This window comes from Pseudomonas sp. UBA6276 (genome assembly GCF_002438365.1).
Taxonomy (GTDB): Bacteria; Pseudomonadota; Gammaproteobacteria; order Pseudomonadales; family Pseudomonadaceae; genus Aquipseudomonas; species Aquipseudomonas coleopterorum.
This window is the reverse complement of record NZ_DJUS01000106.1, coordinates 1-16,641: the sequence shown is the minus strand read 5'-3', so window position 1 is coordinate 16,641 and position 16,641 is coordinate 1. Positions and strand designations below refer to the sequence as shown.

General features: G+C 60.6%; 19 protein-coding genes and 1 tRNA gene. 15 read left to right on the top strand and 5 right to left on the bottom strand.

Annotated features, from left to right (window positions below):
- Positions 1-57: 57 nt before the first annotated feature.
- A tRNA-Met gene (locus B2V21_RS12210) sits at positions 58-134 on the bottom strand.
- 255 nt (positions 135-389) lie between these two features.
- On the opposite strand from B2V21_RS12210, the gene dinB reads away from it, so the two are divergent.
- The gene (dinB, locus tag B2V21_RS12205) at positions 390-1,454 is read left to right on the top strand and encodes a DNA polymerase IV (RefSeq protein ID WP_049861528.1); all 1,065 of its coding nucleotides are present in this window, start codon (positions 390-392) and stop codon (positions 1,452-1,454) included.
- Between the two features lie 9 nt (positions 1,455-1,463).
- On the opposite strand, the gene B2V21_RS12200 is transcribed toward dinB, so the two are convergent.
- The 3 genes from B2V21_RS12200 to B2V21_RS12190 form a co-directional block, all read right to left on the bottom strand.
- Positions 1,464-2,414 carry a hypothetical protein gene (locus B2V21_RS12200; protein WP_122741583.1) on the bottom strand — a complete coding sequence of 317 codons (951 nt, stop codon included), beginning with the start codon at positions 2,412-2,414 and terminating at the stop codon, positions 1,464-1,466.
- 15 nt (positions 2,415-2,429) lie between these two features.
- On the bottom strand, positions 2,430-4,145 hold the full coding sequence (locus B2V21_RS12195) for a proline--tRNA ligase (protein ID WP_049861526.1): 1,716 nt from the start codon (positions 4,143-4,145) through the stop codon (positions 2,430-2,432).
- A gap of 162 nt (positions 4,146-4,307) precedes the next feature.
- Complete coding sequence (locus B2V21_RS12190) at positions 4,308-5,579, bottom strand: OprD family porin (RefSeq protein WP_049861525.1); 1,272 nt, start codon at positions 5,577-5,579, stop codon at positions 4,308-4,310.
- A gap of 902 nt (positions 5,580-6,481) precedes the next feature.
- On the opposite strand from B2V21_RS12190, the gene B2V21_RS12185 reads away from it, so the two are divergent.
- Together B2V21_RS12185 and B2V21_RS12180 are read left to right on the top strand one after the other, a co-directional pair.
- Positions 6,482-6,913: an HIT domain-containing protein gene (locus B2V21_RS12185; protein ID WP_286916965.1), complete on the top strand. Its 432-nt coding sequence runs from the start codon at positions 6,482-6,484 to the stop codon at positions 6,911-6,913.
- Positions 6,910-7,116, top strand: coding sequence for a SlyX family protein (locus B2V21_RS12180; protein ID WP_049861523.1), 207 nt, complete (start codon positions 6,910-6,912; stop codon positions 7,114-7,116). Before B2V21_RS12185 ends, B2V21_RS12180 begins: the two co-directional genes overlap by 4 nt.
- A gap of 60 nt (positions 7,117-7,176) precedes the next feature.
- On the opposite strand, the gene B2V21_RS12175 is transcribed toward B2V21_RS12180, so the two are convergent.
- A complete protein-coding gene (locus B2V21_RS12175) occupies positions 7,177-7,767 on the bottom strand; it encodes a cold-shock protein (protein WP_049861522.1) in 591 nt (196 codons plus the stop codon).
- Positions 7,768-8,080: 313 nt separating this feature from the next.
- Here B2V21_RS12175 and B2V21_RS12170 point away from each other — a divergent pair, with 313 nt between their 5' ends.
- The 12 genes from B2V21_RS12170 to tolA form a co-directional block, all read left to right on the top strand.
- Entirely contained in the window at positions 8,081-8,551 is a 471-nt protein-coding gene (locus B2V21_RS12170) for a Dps family protein (RefSeq protein WP_043187180.1), read from the top strand.
- A gap of 223 nt (positions 8,552-8,774) precedes the next feature.
- Entirely contained in the window at positions 8,775-9,146 is a 372-nt protein-coding gene (locus tag B2V21_RS12165; protein WP_056843361.1) for a ribbon-helix-helix domain-containing protein, read from the top strand.
- A gap of 60 nt (positions 9,147-9,206) precedes the next feature.
- On the top strand, positions 9,207-9,428 hold the full coding sequence (locus B2V21_RS12160) for an FmdB family zinc ribbon protein (protein WP_286916964.1): 222 nt from the start codon (positions 9,207-9,209) through the stop codon (positions 9,426-9,428).
- A 101-nt stretch (positions 9,429-9,529) separates the two neighbouring features.
- Positions 9,530-11,305: an aspartate--tRNA ligase gene (gene aspS / locus B2V21_RS12155; protein WP_056843360.1), complete on the top strand. Its 1,776-nt coding sequence runs from the start codon at positions 9,530-9,532 to the stop codon at positions 11,303-11,305.
- A gap of 102 nt (positions 11,306-11,407) precedes the next feature.
- Positions 11,408-12,154 carry a YebC/PmpR family DNA-binding transcriptional regulator gene (locus tag B2V21_RS12150; RefSeq protein WP_049861519.1) on the top strand — a complete coding sequence of 249 codons (747 nt, stop codon included), beginning with the start codon at positions 11,408-11,410 and terminating at the stop codon, positions 12,152-12,154.
- A gap of 104 nt (positions 12,155-12,258) precedes the next feature.
- Positions 12,259-12,783, top strand: coding sequence for a crossover junction endodeoxyribonuclease RuvC (gene ruvC, locus B2V21_RS12145; protein ID WP_043193311.1), 525 nt, complete (start codon positions 12,259-12,261; stop codon positions 12,781-12,783).
- Between the two features lie 125 nt (positions 12,784-12,908).
- Positions 12,909-13,517 carry a Holliday junction branch migration protein RuvA gene (ruvA, locus tag B2V21_RS12140; RefSeq protein WP_049861518.1) on the top strand — a complete coding sequence of 203 codons (609 nt, stop codon included), beginning with the start codon at positions 12,909-12,911 and terminating at the stop codon, positions 13,515-13,517.
- The gene (gene ruvB, locus B2V21_RS12135; RefSeq protein WP_286916963.1) at positions 13,518-14,573 is read left to right on the top strand and encodes a Holliday junction branch migration DNA helicase RuvB; all 1,056 of its coding nucleotides are present in this window, start codon (positions 13,518-13,520) and stop codon (positions 14,571-14,573) included.
- 140 nt (positions 14,574-14,713) lie between these two features.
- Positions 14,714-15,130: a tol-pal system-associated acyl-CoA thioesterase gene (gene ybgC, locus B2V21_RS12130; RefSeq protein WP_286916962.1), complete on the top strand. Its 417-nt coding sequence runs from the start codon at positions 14,714-14,716 to the stop codon at positions 15,128-15,130.
- Between the two features lie 5 nt (positions 15,131-15,135).
- Positions 15,136-15,813: a Tol-Pal system protein TolQ gene (gene tolQ / locus B2V21_RS12125; RefSeq protein WP_253296901.1), complete on the top strand. Its 678-nt coding sequence runs from the start codon at positions 15,136-15,138 to the stop codon at positions 15,811-15,813.
- Between the two features lie 13 nt (positions 15,814-15,826).
- Positions 15,827-16,255, top strand: a complete 429-nt coding sequence (gene tolR, locus B2V21_RS12120) for a colicin uptake protein TolR (RefSeq protein ID WP_033751683.1) — start codon at positions 15,827-15,829, stop codon at positions 16,253-16,255.
- Between the two features lie 27 nt (positions 16,256-16,282).
- On the top strand, positions 16,283-16,641 hold a 359-nt coding region (gene tolA / locus B2V21_RS21605; RefSeq protein ID WP_414708395.1), incomplete at its 3' end, for a cell envelope integrity protein TolA.

Below are 16,641 nucleotides of genomic sequence, written 5' to 3'. Positions count from 1 at the left end.
CGGGCAAAACGCAGGCAACAAAAAAGGCCACTTTTTCAAGTGGCCTTCTTCGTTGTTTGGTTGCGGGAGCCGGATTTGAACCGACGACCTTCGGGTTATGAGCCCGACGAGCTACCAGACTGCTCCATCCCGCGTCTGTGTGGGCTATTCTACAGCGCAGCGCGCGCTTGTCAAACCCTGATTTCAAGAAAACTCTTTTCCATCAATCGCTTAGCTTTGCCAGTGGCCGGAAGAGTCAGGCCGGCCGGGGCTTTCAGCGGTATTCCCGATGTTTTTCCGATGAGCCGAGACAGCGCCGTCAGCCTTTGGTGATGGCGCTTAGCGCTGCGAGTGGGATAATACCGTGGTATGTGTACGATCCATTACCCGCCCGGTACCCCGCCCAGACCATGACGCAGCGCAAGATCATCCATGTCGACTGTGACTGCTTCTACGCCGCCATCGAAATGCGTGACGACCCGCGGCTGGCCGGCAAGCCTCTGGCCGTCGGTGGCTCTGCGGAGCGTCGCGGCGTGATCGCAACCTGCAACTACGAGGCGCGCGCCTATGGCGTACGCTCGGCCATGAGTTCACGTCATGCAGTCAAACTCTGTCCCGACCTGACCATCGTCAAGCCCCGCATGGATGCCTATAAAGAAGCATCGCGGGAGATTCAGGGCATCTTTCGCGAGTACACCGACCTGATCGAGCCGCTGTCACTGGACGAGGCTTACCTCGACGTCTCCGACTGCCCGCATTTTTCCGGCAGCGCCACGCGTATCGCTCAGGACATTCGGCGCAAGGTTTCCAAGCGTCTGCACATCACCGTTTCGGCCGGCGTGGCGCCGAACAAGTTTCTGGCCAAGATTGCCAGCGACTGGCGCAAGCCCGATGGGCTGTTCGTCATCACCCCGCCCCAGGTCGAGGACTTCGTTGCAGCCTTGCCGGTTACCAAGCTGCACGGCGTGGGCAAGGTCACTGCCGACAAGCTGGCGCGCCTGGGCATCGACAGCTGCCTGGAGTTGCGTGAGTGGAGCAAATTGGCGCTGGTGCGCGAATTCGGCAGCTTCGGCGAGCGCCTCTACAGCCTGGCCCGCGGTATCGACGATCGTGTGGTGCAGAACGATAGCCGGCGGCAGTCCATCAGCGTGGAAAACACGTATGAGGCAGACCTGCCGGACTTGGCCAGCTGCCTTGGCAAGCTTCCGGAGCTGATGCAGACCCTGGCAGAACGCATCGGGCGGATCGACAGCAGCTACCGCCCCGGCAAGCCGTTCGTCAAAGTGAAGTTCCACGACTTCACCCAGACCACCCTGGAGCAGGCGGGGGCGGGCAGGGACCTGGAAAGCTACCAGCAGCTATTGGGTCAGGCCTTCGCCCGGGGTGGCAAGCCGGTGCGGCTGTTGGGCATCGGCGTGCGTCTGCTGGACCTGCGTGGCGCTCACGAGCAACTGGAACTGTTCAGCGAGCGCTGATCGGCGGGCTCAGGTCCCAGGATCGGCAACCAGTCGCCCGGTTTCCTTGCGCAGCGACTTGAGGAAATCCTGCTGCAATTCAGGATCGTTGCGGGTCAATTCGATCAGGCTCTGTTCCAGCTCACTGGCTTCATCTTCCAGACCCAGTTCAGCCAGTCGCTTGACCCGAAACACCCACTGACCCACCTCGTCGCCTTCCAGGTCATCGAAAATCAGCCTGTGCGCTTCGGCAAGCTTGCCGCGCAGATCCGGGCTGACCGGCAGCAGGGCGCTGGCGCGGGTCTGGCTGTCCTCGTCCACCACGCTCAGCTGCAAGCGCGTGACACGGGTCAGATCCTGTTCCGCGAACGGGCTGTCCAGCAGGTTGATGCGCAATACGCCGTTGGCATCGGTCTCCAGGTCGAAGGTCTTGCGACCGGTGCCGACCTGAACGGGCCGCTCGCTCCAGGGCGTGCTGTTGTGCTCCACGCGCTTGTCGGTCTGCACCTCGTCGATGCTGGCCAGGTTCTGCTCGGCGCGGCCGTTGGATTGCACGTTCATGAACGGATTGAGGCCGGCAAATCCATAGCTGACCCAATCCTTGGTAACGCTATCGGGCAGACTGCCAAATGTCGCCACGTTCACCACATTGGCGCCCACACCCGCCACCACGGCAACTGCGCCCAGCGGAATCTCGTAGACCTCGCGCCAGGGTTGGTAGGGGGTGTAGCGATCGTAGTGACGGGTGGTCTCGAACGCCGTGACTTCGAAGTCCTTGAGTTCGCGAATGCGCACGCGGCGTTGCGGTGTCTGCAGGACCTCGGGCTTGCCCAGGTCGATCTGTAGGCTGTGTTCGAGCAGCTTGCGCTCGATCCGCTCTTCGTGTTCGTTGCGCTGCGACATCTGGTTGGCACAGCCACTGACCAGCAGGGTGCTGCACAGGGCAGCACCCCCGAGGGCCATGGTAGTTCGCTTGAACATGGTTTCTCGAGTCTGTCAGCGGCGCACGCGAGCCTGGATGAAAGACAGGACTTCGTCGACAGGCAAAGCCTGGGCTGCGTCCTCGGTACGGCTCTTGTATTCCAGGTTGCCTTCGGCCAGGCCGCGGTCGCTGATGACGATCCGGTGAGGAATGCCGATCAGCTCCATGTCGGCGAACTTGATGCCGGGGCTGGTCTTCTTGTCGCGGTCGTCCAGCAGCACTTCGAAACCCGCTTCGGTCAGTTGCGCGTACAACCGATCGGTGGCCTCGCGGACCTGTTCGGTTTCGTAGCGCAGCGGTACCAGTGCCACCTGGAAGGGCGCCAGGGTGTCGCTCCAGATGATGCCCCCGGCATCGTTGTTCTGCTCGATGGCCGCTGCGACCACGCGCGATACGCCAATCCCGTAGCAGCCCATGGCCAGAGTCACCGGCTTGCCGTTCTCGCCCAGTACCTGGCACTTCATGGCTTCGCTGTACTTGGTGCCCAGCTGGAAGATATGACCTACCTCGATACCACGTTTGATGGTCAGGGTGCCCTGGCCATCCGGGCTGGCGTCGCCGTCAACCACGTTGCGCAGATCGGCCACCTCAGGCAGCGGGAGATCACGTTCCCAGTTGACGCCGAAGTAATGCTTGTCGTCGATGTTGGCGCCTACGCCGAAATCGCTCATGAAGGCGACGGAGCGATCGATGATGCACGGCAGGGGCAGGTTCAGCGGGCCCAGGGAACCTGCACCTGCACCGATGGCCTCACGCAGTTCGGCTTCGCTGGCCATGACCAGCGGGCTGGCGACCTGAGGCTGATTGGCCGCCTTGATCTCGTTCAGCTCATGATCGCCACGGATGACCAAGGCAATCAACTTGCCTTCTTCGGCGGCATGGACCACCAGCGTCTTGACGGTTTTCTCGATCGGCAGGCCGAAGTTTTCCACCAGTTGCGCGATGGTCTTGGCATTGGGCGTGTCGACCAGGCGCAGTTCTTCCTGCGCGGCGCCACGCTCGGTCTCGCGTGGAATCGCTTCGGCCTTCTCGATGTTGGCCGCGTAGTCGGACGTATCGCTGAACACGATGTCGTCTTCGCCAGACTCTGCCAGCACATGGAACTCGTGGGAGCCGGCGCCGCCGATAGAGCCGTTGTCGGCTTCCACAGCGCGGAACTTCAGGCCCAGGCGAGTGAAGATGTTGCTGTAGGCCTGGTGCATGCGGTCGTAGGTGACCTGCAGCGACGGTTGGTCGGCATGGAAGGAGTAAGCATCCTTCATGATGAATTCGCGGCCACGCATCAGGCCGAAGCGCGGACGGATCTCGTCACGGAATTTGGTCTGGATCTGGTACAGATTGATGGGCAGCTGTTTGTAGCTGTTCAGCTCGTTGCGCATCAGGTCGGTGATGACTTCTTCGTGGGTGGGGCCTGCACAGAACTCACGGTCGTGGCGGTCCTTCAGGCGCAGCAGTTCAGGACCGTACTGCTCCCAGCGACCCGATTCCTGCCACAGTTCTGCCGGCTGGATACCCGGCATCAGCACCTCGAGGGCACCGGCGGCGTCCATTTCCTCGCGCACGATCCGCTCAACCTTGCGCATCACCCGAAGACCCATCGGCAGCCACGTGTACAGGCCCGAGGCGAGCTTGCGGATCATGCCGGCACGCAGCATCAGCTGGTGGCTGATCACGACGGCATCGGAAGGGGTTTCTTTCTGTGTGGCGAGCAGATATTGACTGGTGCGCATGGTTGACCGTTGTCTTGGCGAAATTTTATCGAGGCCTGGCATTGTACGGGCGTGATTGGACGACGTACAGGCATAGGGCCGCGCTTTGCGGAGCACGGGAACCCAGACGCAGAAAAGCCCGGCGGGGCCGGGCTTTTCAAGGGTGCAGCTACCCGCAGCGAATTACATGATGCTGAGCGGGTACTCGACGATGAAGCGCAGATCGTTGTTCGACGGACCGTAGTCGGCGTCGTAGGCGTTGTTGGCGCGGTAGACGGCGCTACGCAGGCGGAAGGACATGTCCTTGATCGGGCCCTGCTGAACCACGTACTTGGTCTCGAAGTCCCACTCGTGCTCTTTGCCTTCTTCGCCGTTGCTGGCTTCGATGTTGTCGCCAGTGATATAGCGAGTCATGAAGCTCAGGCCCGGTACGCCGTAGGTAGCCATGTTGAGGTCGTAGCGAACCTGCCACGACTTCTCTTCGGCGCCGACGAAGTCGGAGTACTGTACGGAGTTGTTCAGGAACACGGTGCCACCACCGTCCACGCCATAGGCGTAACCGGTGTCACCGGAGCTGCGCTGGTAGCCCAGGGTGAACTTGTGCGCGCCCAGGCTATAGGCAACCGCGGTGCTCCAGATCTTGTTGTCGACGTCGCCGCCCAGGTCTTCGCCCTGGCTCTTGGTGCGATAGGCGTTGAAGTCGAAGTTCAGCGACTGCAGATCGTCGATCGGCAGGGTGTAGTTCAGGTTGACGTACTGACGCTTCCAGTAGTCTTCCACGTCGGACGCTGCAACCGTACCGGTGAAGTTCTTGGTGAAGGCGTAGGTAGCGCCGGCGATGTCGGCGGACTTCAGGCCCAGGGAGTCGCGACCCATGCCGGTCTGCGCGCTCATCGAGGTGAAGCGGCCGATGTTCAGGGTCAGGTCCTGAATTTCGTTGCTGGTGATCGAGGTGCCGGTGGCGACTTCAGGCAACAGACGACCGTCATCGGTCGCGAAGACCGGGCTGGCAACGATCTGTTGGCCGTATTTGAGCACGGTATTGGAGAAGCGGAACTTGACGGCCGCGCCACCCTTGGTCTGGCTGTGCTCCAGGTTGCCTTCGTCATCGGCTGCGAACAGGCCGTTGCTGCGGCGACCGGTACCGCCGTCCAGGCGTACCGAACCAAAGCCCATTGCATCCACACCTGCACCGATGGTGCCCTGGGTGAAGCCCGACTCGTAGAACATCTGGGCGCCAAGGCCGGTGTCTTCGCGATAGCCCTTGTCGCTGCCAGCGGTAGGGTTGCCCGCGCCGTGCTTGTAGTCACGGTTCATGTACAGGGCGCGCAGCTTGAGGTTCAGGGTGCTGTCTTCCACGAAACCCTTGGAATCGTCCTGGGCGGACGCCAAAGCCAACTGCGAGGTGCCGGCTGTTACAGCCAGTGCGATCATGCTCCACTTCATCACGCGCATCGTGATTTGCTCCTTTGGTTTTAAGAAGAGTAACCACTGCCTCACCTGTTTTTTTATCTGAGGCAGTTCTTTCTTTTTATGACGGCGCGGAACGTATACCACGCCAGCCATGTTGGCGATACTTTCAAGTTCGCGCTTGCAACTGCACTTCGCTTGCGCGTGTGCACTAACGCTGTTTCATCCGTGTTGCCTTTTATGCACTGCCGTGAATTGAGTCGTTGACAATGCCAAGTTGCAAACGCATGAAAACGTCATACGGCGGTTTACTGTTTGTCCCCGGGTATCGTCTTCCCACGTCCCCGCTGAACCTTGCGATGATGAATGCAACAAGCGTGCACAAACGTGCCAGGCCTTCACATATTTTTCACTTTTCTTGCTTCTCCTCGGCGAAGCCCACGGGAATCCAGCCTGTCGAGCCCTGTCCTGTTTTTTCGGTCACTGTGTCGTGATTGCGATCACCTCCCATTTCGCAGCGCAAACGTTACCGTAGGGTGACAAGAGTGGGTAGATTCCGAAGTCTGCGTGCACCGACAGCGTCCCTGGTGGATCTTTTTGGTGCGAAAAGTGACGTCTCGAATCGCAAGGCTAGCCCAGCTTATGAAATTGGCAACGTGGCGCTGGCCTAAAGAAGTACCGCTGGTCAGGTAGTTACGTGTAGTACTGAATGGAACGCGTGAAGTCCGCACAGGGCGTGCCGCTCAGGGTTGAACGAGGCGAGCGATCCTGGGGCGAAGGGCACCAGCACTGTGCCCTGTTCCGGGCATACTGACGGGCTCGCGTGGCGCAGTAGATCAGCTGAATGCGCGACAACCTCGAAAAAAATCGACCAGGCACGGTATCCTTGGTGCTCGACGATTCGTGGCCATGGCCCGGTCCCCCATCCCGCTTTCTGGAGAACGCCCGTGTTCAGCCTGGATGCCCGACTTGCCCAAGACACTCATGTCCTGGGTGACTTCCCACTGTGTCGTCTGCTGCTCAGCAATGATGCCAATTATCCCTGGTTCATTCTGGTGCCACATCGTCCCGATATCAGCGAAGTCTTCCAGTTGAACGAGGCGGACCATCAAATGCTGTGGAATGAAACCCATGCCTTGGCGAAGTTGCTTCACCAAGGCTATGACGCCGACAAGATCAATATTGCCACCCTGGGCAATGTAGTCAGCCAGTTGCACATGCATGTAATCGTCCGGTATCGCGCCGATGCCGCCTGGCCTGCGCCGGTCTGGGGCAAGTTGCCAGCGGTACCCTATACCGCTGAGCAGCTGGCATCGGTTCGTGAAAAACTGGCAAGCCTGCTGGGCGACGAATTCGTTTTCGCGGAGGGCAGGGCATGAGCCTGGAAGATCGAGTGATGGAACTGGAGACGCGCCTGGCGTTTCAGGATGACACCTTGTCCTCGCTCAGCGACGAGCTGATCCTGCAGCAGCGGGCCATCGAGCGCCTGCAGATGCAGCTCGCAGCACTGCTCAAGCGGCAGGAAGAAATGGTCGGCCAGTTCGAGACGGCCACTCAGGAAGCGCCGCCGCCTCATTATTGAGATTTTTTCGAGGCAATAAAAAACGCGGGCAGTGCCCGCGTTTTTTGTTGCCTGCTGGATTCAGCGACGTGGCGATGCCGCAATCACGTCTTCGGCCTGCAGCCCCTTGTCACGGTTCATCACCGAAAACTCGACGCGCTGGCCTTCGACCAATACCCGATGACCTTCGCCACGAATGGCACGAAAATGCACAAAGATGTCGTCGCCCGAGTCACGCGAAATGAAGCCGAAGCCTTTGGACGTGTTGAACCACTTGACGGTGCCCGTATCGCGGTTGGTCATGTCGTACTGCACGGCGCTGGGCGCCGGTGACGCACGGTAGAAGCTGATCGACAGGTGCGCCAGGCACGCGAGCAGTGCGCACAGCAGACCCGGCAGGATGCCGATGGCCGGCAGCGGTACCAGCAATGTCAGGGTCTGGGTGATCACCGAGGCGACTAGCAGGACACTGACCAGGTTTTGCAACAGATGACGTGGACCTTTGTTCCAGCGTGGTATCACTGGCGCCAAAAGCAGATTGAGCAGACCGAACAGCGCCAGGTAGATTGCGTCGGGTTGTTGCAGGTAAGGCGCTACATCGGCCCGCAGGCTTGGTATGAAGGACAGCAGCACGGCCGCTGCGCCCGTCAGGAGGTGGACGATTTTCAACATTCGATTGGCTCACTCTAAGATCAGGCATACAGGAAGAGCTGATACCGCACCACGCACAGCGTTGGGGTGACAAGAATTGCCGGGCATCTGCAGGGATCAGCCTATGCACCGCGGCTTGATGAATCGCCGGGCGACACGCGGCCTATTTAACAGCAAAGCCGGATCCTTCTCAAATCGGCCGGAGTGCCGCCCACCGCCGTCGGGCGGATAGTCGACGCAAAGCGAGCAAGGCAAAGGCTGCGCGGGTCGATGGGTCTTGGTAAAGTGGGCGTCCACCAGTGGGGTGTATATTCATCGTCTACAAGGACATTACATGGCAATCGATATCGGCATCAGCGAAGAAGATCGCAAATCGATCGTGGACGGCTTGTCCCGTCTGCTCTCCGACACCTACGTGCTCTACCTCAAGACCCACAACTTCCACTGGAACGTCACCGGCCCGGCTTTCCGTACGCTGCACCTGATGTTCGAAGAGCAGTACACCGAACTGGCACTGGCGGTGGACTCCATTGCCGAGCGTATTCGTGCCCTGGGCTTCCCGGCGCCCGGCGCGTATTCCATCTATGCCCGTCTGTCTTCGATCAAGGAAGAAGAGGGCGTGCCCTCGGCCCAGGACATGATCCAGCAACTGGTCGAAGGTCAGGAAGCCGTTACCCGTACTGCCCGAGGCATCTTCCCGCTGCTGGACAAGGTCAGTGACGAGCCGACGGCCGACCTGCTGACCCAGCGCATGCAGGTGCATGAGAAGACCGCGTGGATGCTGCGTTCGCTGCTCGAAGGCTGATCCTTCTTGGTGCGGCGGCACCCGCGCCAGCAGGGCGTCCGCCGTATCGATCCTGGCGCTTTGCGTCCGGTCGAAGCATGGTTCGCTCCTACGCAACGACGCCGCCCTTCGCACACCTGCAACTCTTTATTCCTCTGTCGGCATCGCGCCTCGATACGCTTCCATAGATCCGTCAGCACACCTCCAGGGTTGGAGGTGGCGATCATCAAGGAGGCACGGATCCATGGAAGGAAACATCATCACCCGAGCACGACAGCTCGACCGATCGAGCAGGCTTGCCGTCGATCCCTACGCAGAAAACTTCGACATGGGCATGGCTCGACCCGTCTCCCGCTCGGTTCGCCTGAACGGGTTCGCCACGTGCCTGCGTCTGGAACGGATCTATTGGGAGATCCTGGAACGCATCGCCCTGGCCAATGAGTGCACGGTGAACGCACTGCTTTCCTACGTCGACCGCGAAGTCCACCTGCGTCACGGCGGCGTGAAGAATTTCAGCGGGCTGGTGCGCGTGGTCTGCGTCACTCACCTGATGGGGCGCGATCGTGCGTCGTCTGTTACCTTGGACGGCTGCGCGGCGCCGATTAACCGGATATAATCCCGCGTTTCACCCTGGCGCCGCTCGCGCCGCGGTTATTTGGTTGCCGAGACACTACCCATGCCGATGTACGACTATCAATGTGCTTCCTGTGGTCACCAGATGGAAGTCATTCAAAAGATCAGCGCCGAGCCTTTGACCGATTGCCCTGCCTGCCAGGCGCCGAAATTGAAGAAGATGCTTTCCATGCCGGGTTTCCGCCTGAGCGGCACCGGTTGGTACGAGACCGACTTCAAGACCGGCAACAAGAAGAATCTGGCGGGTGGCGACAAGGCCGAGTGAGTTGTCCGGCTCCCGCCCGCTCCTGCACGATGTCCAGGGTGCCGCGTGTCCAGCTACACGCCGTCATCGAATCATGAATTACGAGAAGTGAAACCACTACTATGATGCGCAGCCACTATTGCGGCCAACTGAACGAGACCCTGGAAGGTCAGGAAATAACCCTGTGCGGCTGGGTCCATCGCCGTCGCGACCATGGCGGGGTGATCTTCCTCGACATTCGGGACCGTGAAGGCATGGCCCAGGTGGTCTTCGACCCCGATCGCGCCGACAGCTTCGCCGCCGCCGATCGCGTGCGCAGCGAGTACGTGGTCAAGGTCACCGGCAAGGTCCGCGCGCGCCCGGCCGGCGCGGTCAACCCGAACATGGCGTCCGGCGCCATCGAAGTGCTCGGCTACGAGCTCGAAGTGTTGAACGAAGCGGAAACCCCGCCGTTCCCGCTCAACGAATACTCCGACGTCGGAGAGGAAACCCGCCTGCGCTATCGCTTCATCGACCTGCGCCGTCCCGAGATGGCCGAGAAGCTGCGCCTGCGCTCGCGCATCACCACCAGCATCCGTCGCTACCTCGACGAGAACGGCTTCCTCGATGTCGAAACGCCGATCCTGACCCGGGCCACACCCGAGGGCGCGCGTGACTACCTGGTTCCCAGCCGTACCCACCCCGGCAGCTTCTTCGCTCTGCCGCAGTCGCCCCAGCTGTTCAAGCAGTTGCTGATGGTGGCCGGTTTCGACCGTTACTACCAGATTGCCAAGTGCTTCCGCGACGAAGACCTGCGTGCCGATCGTCAGCCTGAGTTCACCCAGATCGACATCGAGACCAGCTTCCTCGACGAGAAGGAAATCATCGGTCTCACCGAAACCATGGTGCGCCAGCTGTTCAAGGAAGTGCTGGACGTCGAATTCGGCGAGTTCCCGCACATGACCTTCGAAGAAGCCATGCGGCGCTACGGTTCGGACAAGCCGGACCTGCGCAACCCGATGGAACTGGTCGACGTTGCCGACCAGCTCAAGGACGTCGAATTCAAGGTCTTCAGCGGTCCGGCCAACGATGCCAAGTGCCGCGTTGCCGCACTGCGCGTTCCAGGCGGGGCGAGCATGCCGCGCAAGCAGATCGACGACTACACCAAGTTCGTCGGCATCTACGGCGCCAAGGGCCTGGCCTACATCAAGGTCAACGAGCGCGCCAAGGGCGTCGAAGGCCTGCAGTCGCCGATCGTCAAGAACATCCCGGAAGCCAACCTCAACGTGATCCTGGATCGCGTCGGTGCGGTCGATGGCGACATCGTGTTCTTCGGTGCCGACAAGGCCAAGATCGTCAGCGAGGCATTGGGCGCGCTGCGCATCAAGCTGGGTAACGATCTGGACCTGCTGACCTGCGAATGGGCGCCGATGTGGGTCGTCGACTTCCCGATGTTCGAAGAGAACGAAGACGGCAGCTTCAGCGCGCTGCACCACCCGTTCACCGCCCCCAAATGCACCCCGGCCGAGCTGGAGGCCAATCCGGCCACAGCGCTGTCGCGTGCCTACGACATGGTGCTCAACGGCACCGAGTTGGGCGGCGGTTCGATCCGTATCCACCGCAAGGACATGCAGCAGGCGGTGTTCCGTCTGCTCGGCATCGAAGCGGCGGAACAGGAAGAGAAGTTCGGCTTCCTGCTCGATGCCCTGAAATACGGCGCGCCACCACACGGCGGCCTAGCCTTCGGCCTGGATCGTCTGGTCATGCTGATGACCGGCGCGCAGTCGATTCGGGAAGTCATTGCCTTCCCGAAAACACAAAGTGCCGCCGATGTCATGACCCAGGCACCTGGCGTCGTCGATGCCAAGGCACTGCGTGAACTGCACATTCGTCTGCGCGAACAGCCCAAGGCTGAGTGACGGCTGACAGGGCGCATCTTCGGATGCGCCCTTGCGTTGGGCAGTGGAAAACCTTGCCGAGGCAGGGTCGTATGGGTAACACACAGAAATCGGAGTTGCGTTATGGCTGGTCATTCCAAGTGGGCGAACATCAAGCACCGCAAAGAGCGCCAGGATGCCAAGAGGGGCAAGATCTTCACCAAGTGGATTCGTGAGCTGACTGTCGCAGCCCGTCAGGGTGGCGGCGAGCCAGGGTCCAACCCGCGTCTGCGGCTGGCGCTGGACAAGGCGCTGAGCGCCAACATGAGCCGCGATATCATCGATCGTGCGATCGCCCGGGGTACCGGAGCGGCGGGCAGCGATGACGTGGTCGAGTTGAGCTACGAGGGTTATGGTCCCGGTGGTGTCGCGGTGCTGGTCGAGTGCATGACCGACAACCGCAACCGTACCGCCGCCGCCGTGCGCCATGCGTTCAGCAAATGCGGCGGCAACCTGGGCACCGATGGCTCGGTGGCCTATCTGTTCGAGCGCAAGGGGCAGTTGTCCTTCGCTCCGGGCGTTGATGAAGATGCCCTGATGGAAGCGGCCATGGAGGCCGATGCCGACGACATCGTCACCCACGCTGATGGCTCGATGGACGTGTTCACCTCGTTCGCCAGCTTCTACGCGGTGGGCAATGCGCTGCAGGCGGCGGGTTTCAAGGCCGACGAGGCGGAAATCGTCATGGCCCCGACCACCAGCGCCGAACTGGACGCGGAAGGTGCCGAGAAGGTGCTCAAACTGATCGACATGCTCGAAGACCTGGACGACGTGCAAAACGTCTATTCCAATGCCGAAATATCCGATGCCGTGATGGAACAGCTCGGCTGACCGGCCTGTTTGTTTCATCGAAGCCATGCTTCGACAGGGCTGGCCTCTTCGCGGGTAGATGACCCGCGAAGGCATCAGCCGTGTTTCTCACTACTGCAGGCTTTATGACTTTAATTCTTGGAATCGACCCAGGCTCGCGCATCACCGGGTTTGGCGTCGTGCGTGAAACCGGACGAGGCTGCGAGTACGTAGCTTCAGGCTGCATCCGTACGGGCGGGGGGCTGCTGCACGATCGTCTGCAGATCGTTTTTCGCGGTGTGCGCGAAGTGATCCAGACCTACGGTCCGGTGACCATGGGCATCGAGCGGGTGTTCATGGCTCGCAATGCCGACTCGGCCCTGAAGCTGGGTCAGGCACGGGGTGCGGCCATCGTTGCGGCGGCCGAGGAGGGGCTGGAGATTGCCGAGTACAGCGCCACTCAGGTCAAGCAGGCCATCGTCGGTACCGGTGCAGCCAACAAGGAACAGGTACAGATGATGGTCATGCACCTGCTCAAGTTGACCCAGAAACCCCAGATCGATGCTTCCGACGCCCTGGCAATCGCACTGACCCACGCGCACACCCGTTCGAGCCTGATGCCCCATGGCTTGAGCACCGCCCGCAGCCGCGGTGGACGCCTGCGTCTTTAGCGGCTTACATCGTTTCAAACTTTTTTGCTTGCAGCTCACCCAAGTCCTGCAATGATGGCCACGGATTCGAAGATCCGGCCAGCATGAGCAGGGCGTGACTGCGCCTTCCGACAAAGGATTCAAACGTGATTGGACGCCTGCGCGGTACCCTGGCTGAAAAGCAGCCTCCGCACCTGATTCTCGACGTCAACGGGCTGGGCTATGAGCTCGAAGTGCCGATGACCACGCTCTATCGCCTGCCGCCGGTCGGCGAAACCGTGACCTTGCACACCCATCTGGTGGTGCGCGAAGACGCTCAGTTACTCTATGGCTTCTATGAAAAGCGCGAGCGTGAGCTGTTTCGCGAGCTGATCCGCCTGAACGGCGTCGGTCCCAAACTGGCCCTGGCACTGATGTCAGGGTTGGATGTCGATGAGCTGGTGCGTTGCGTGCAGGCACAGGACACCTCGGCGCTGGTCAAGGTGCCCGGCGTAGGCAAGAAGACAGCCGAGCGCCTGCTGGTCGAGCTCAAGGATCGCTTCAAGGCCTGGCAAACCACGCCGAGCATGTTCGAACTGGTGCCCAGTGGGCCGCAGGGGCCTGCGCCGGTCAGCAGCGCCGAAGCCGATGCCGTCAGCGCGCTCATCTCCCTGGGGTACAAGCCCCAGGAAGCCAGCCGCGCCGTGGCAGCCATCGATGCCAAGGGGCTGAGCAGCGAGGAATTGATCCGCCGCTCGTTGAAGGGAATGATCTAAGTGATCGAAGCCGACCGCCTGATCGCTGCCACTGGCCGCGATCGCGAAGAAGTACAGGACCGGGCCATCCGCCCGCTCAGCCTGGCCGAGTACATCGGCCAGCCCACCGTGCGCGAGCAGATGGAGCTGTTCATCCAGGCCGCACGCGGGCGCAGCGAATCGTTGGACCACACCTTGATCTTCGGCCCGCCAGGGCTGGGCAAGACGACCCTGGCCAACATCATTGCCCAGGAAATGGGCGTGTCGATCAAGAGCACCTCGGGCCCGGTACTGGAGCGGCCGGGAGATCTGGCGGCCCTGCTGACCAATCTGGAACCCCACGATGTGCTGTTCATCGACGAGATCCACCGGCTGTCGCCCATCGTCGAAGAAGTCCTGTATCCCGCCATGGAGGATTTCCAGCTCGACATCATGATCGGCGAGGGGCCGGCGGCACGCTCCATCAAGCTCGATCTGCCACCGTTCACCCTGGTCGGTGCCACTACCCGCGCCGGCATGTTGACCAACCCGCTGCGCGACCGTTTCGGCATCGTCCAGCGTCTGGAGTTCTACAGCACGGCGGACCTTGCAACCATCGTCAGCCGCTCGGGCAACATTCTGGGGCTGGCGATCGAAGATGAAGGCGCCTTCGAGATCGCCCGGCGCGCCCGCGGTACGCCGCGAATCGCCAATCGGCTGTTGCGCCGGGTCCGGGACTTCGCCCAGGTACGGGGCAAGGGTCACATCACCAAGCCCATCGCCGACCTGGCTCTGAACATGCTGGACGTCGACGAGCGCGGCTTCGACCATCAGGACCGGCGCCTTCTGCTGACCATGATCGAGAAATTCGACGGCGGTCCGGTAGGCGTCGACAGCCTGGCGGCGGCCATCAGCGAGGAGCGGCACACCATCGAGGATGTTCTGGAGCCCTACCTCATTCAACAGGGCTACATCATGCGAACCCCGCGCGGGCGCGTCGTCACTCGCCACGCCTACCTGCATTTCGGCTTGAACATTCCCAACCGGTTGGGCGACATGCCTGCTGGTGATGCCCAGTCCGAGGAAGTCGACGCATGAAAGGCCCATTGCGCAGCGATCTAATTCGGGTTTGCGTGGTCCTAGGGGCTGACGCAGCTTTCGCCTGCGCTTTGCCTGCACACGCAACGAAAAAACAGTTGCCTGGGCGGATTGGCAACCTGAGGAGTAAGCACTAGAGTATGCGCGCGCAAAACGGGGTTCAGGTGTTCGCTCATCAGTGTCGGGTCTATTACGAAGACACCGATGCTGGTGGCGTGGTTTACCATGCCAGCTATATCGCTTTTTATGAACGAGCACGTACCGAAATGCTGCGTCAGCGCCATTTCAATCAGCAAACGCTGCTGGAACAGCAGGTTTCTTTTGTGGTGCGGCGCATGACGGTGGACTATGTTGCGGCGGCGCGTCTTGACGACCTTCTGGAGATCCAGAGCGAAGTCACCGCTATGACGCGCGCAACCATGACATTTTCCCAGCGTATCGTGAATGCAGAAGGCAGAGTCCTGAATGAAGCAGAAGTCCTGATTGCCTGCATTAACCCACATCTTATGAAGCCGATTGCGCTTCCCAAGTCTATTGTCGCGGAGTTCAAGCAGTGACTGACATGAACGTTCTTGATTTGTTCCTGAAGGCGAGCCTTCTGGTCAAACTTATCATGTTGATTTTGATCGGCTTTTCTATTGCCTCATGGGCCATCATTATTCAGCGCACCCGAATTCTGAACGCGGCGGGACGCGAGGCGGAAGCCTTTGAAGATAAATTCTGGTCCGGCATCGAGCTGTCGCGTCTCTATCAGGAGAGCCAGGGACGCCGTGAAGAGCTGAGCGGTTCAGAGCAGATCTTCTACGCCGGCTTTAAAGAGTTCGCTCGTCTGCACCGCGCCAACAGCCATGCGCCAGAAGCGGTGGTGGAAGGCGCCAGCCGCGCGATGCGCATCTCGATGAACCGCGAGCTGGAAACGCTGGAAAACCATATTCCTTTCCTCGGCACCGTCGGCTCTATCAGCCCCTACATCGGCCTGTTCGGCACCGTATGGGGCATCATGCACGCCTTTATCGCGCTGGGCGCGGTCAAGCAGGCGACGCTGCAGATGGTTGCGCCGGGCATCGCCGAAGCGCTGATCGCCACCGCGATCGGCCTGTTCGCCGCGATTCCGGCGGTCATGGCCTACAACCGACTGAACCAGCGCGTCAACAAGCTGGAGCAGGGCTACGACAACTTTATGGAAGAGTTCACGGCCATCCTGCACCGTCAGGCCTTCTCCAGCGACAGCGCGAAGTAAGCGGAGGTAACCCATGGCCAGAGTACGTGGTCGCGGCCGCCGCGACCTGAAATCGGAAATTAATATCGTTCCGCTGCTCGACGTCCTGCTGGTGCTGCTGCTGATCTTTATGGCGACAGCGCCGATTATTACCCAGAGCGTAGAAGTGGACCTGCCGGACGCCACCGATTCGAAAACGGTCTCCAGCGACGATAATCCGCCGGTGATCGTTGAGGTCTCAGGCGTCGGTCAGTACAGCCTGGTAGTGGATCACGATCGTATGGAGCAGTTGCCGCCGGAACAGGTGGTGAGCGAAGCGCAGCGTCGCATCGAGGCGAATCCGAAAACCGTCTTTTTAATCGGCGGCGCAAAGGATGTGCCCTATGACGAAATTATTAAAGCGCTCAACCTGCTGCATCAGGCAGGCGTTAAATCTGTCGGTTTGATGACGCAGCCGATTTAAAGTCGAACCGTTTTTTGGGAACCGAGTGTGTCGAAGGCAACCGAGCAAAACGAGAAGTTAAAGCGCGCGATAATTATATCGGTGGCTCTGCACGTGGTACTGATCGCCCTGCTGATCTGGAGCTCCTTCAACGAGAATATTGAGGCGAGCGGCGGAGGCGGCGGCAGCGATATCGACGCGGTGATGGTCGATCCTGGCGCCGTGGTAGAGCAGTACAACCGTCAACAGAACCAGAAAAGCGACAGCCAGCGCGCCGAGCAGCAGCGTGAGAAGCAGGCGCAGCAGCAGGCTGAAGAGCTGCAGCAGAAGCAGGCCGCGGAACAGCAGCGTCTGAAGGCGCTGGAAAAAGAGCGTCTGCAGGCGCAGGAAGCGGCAAAAGCGCAGGC

What these genes read in the sequence shown, in the direction of transcription:
- dinB (WP_049861528.1), top strand. Translation starts at nt 390, where the DNA reads ATGACGCAGCGCAAGATCATCCATGTCGACTGTGACTGCTTCTACGCC.
- B2V21_RS12200 (WP_122741583.1), bottom strand. Translation starts at nt 2,414, where the DNA reads ATGTTCAAGCGAACTACCATGGCCCTCGGGGGTGCTGCCCTGTGCAGC.
- B2V21_RS12195 (WP_049861526.1), bottom strand. Translation starts at nt 4,145, where the DNA reads ATGCGCACCAGTCAATATCTGCTCGCCACACAGAAAGAAACCCCTTCC.
- B2V21_RS12190 (WP_049861525.1), bottom strand. Translation starts at nt 5,579, where the DNA reads ATGCGCGTGATGAAGTGGAGCATGATCGCACTGGCTGTAACAGCCGGC.
- B2V21_RS12180 (WP_049861523.1), top strand. Translation starts at nt 6,910, where the DNA reads ATGAGCCTGGAAGATCGAGTGATGGAACTGGAGACGCGCCTGGCGTTT.
- B2V21_RS12175 (WP_049861522.1), bottom strand. Translation starts at nt 7,767, where the DNA reads ATGTTGAAAATCGTCCACCTCCTGACGGGCGCAGCGGCCGTGCTGCTG.
- B2V21_RS12170 (WP_043187180.1), top strand. Translation starts at nt 8,081, where the DNA reads ATGGCAATCGATATCGGCATCAGCGAAGAAGATCGCAAATCGATCGTG.
- B2V21_RS12165 (WP_056843361.1), top strand. Translation starts at nt 8,775, where the DNA reads ATGGAAGGAAACATCATCACCCGAGCACGACAGCTCGACCGATCGAGC.
- B2V21_RS12160 (WP_286916964.1), top strand. Translation starts at nt 9,207, where the DNA reads ATGCCGATGTACGACTATCAATGTGCTTCCTGTGGTCACCAGATGGAA.
- aspS (WP_056843360.1), top strand. Translation starts at nt 9,530, where the DNA reads ATGATGCGCAGCCACTATTGCGGCCAACTGAACGAGACCCTGGAAGGT.
- B2V21_RS12150 (WP_049861519.1), top strand. Translation starts at nt 11,408, where the DNA reads ATGGCTGGTCATTCCAAGTGGGCGAACATCAAGCACCGCAAAGAGCGC.
- ruvC (WP_043193311.1), top strand. Translation starts at nt 12,259, where the DNA reads ATGACTTTAATTCTTGGAATCGACCCAGGCTCGCGCATCACCGGGTTT.
- ybgC (WP_286916962.1), top strand. Translation starts at nt 14,714, where the DNA reads ATGCGCGCGCAAAACGGGGTTCAGGTGTTCGCTCATCAGTGTCGGGTC.
- tolQ (WP_253296901.1), top strand. Translation starts at nt 15,136, where the DNA reads ATGAACGTTCTTGATTTGTTCCTGAAGGCGAGCCTTCTGGTCAAACTT.
- tolR (WP_033751683.1), top strand. Translation starts at nt 15,827, where the DNA reads ATGGCCAGAGTACGTGGTCGCGGCCGCCGCGACCTGAAATCGGAAATT.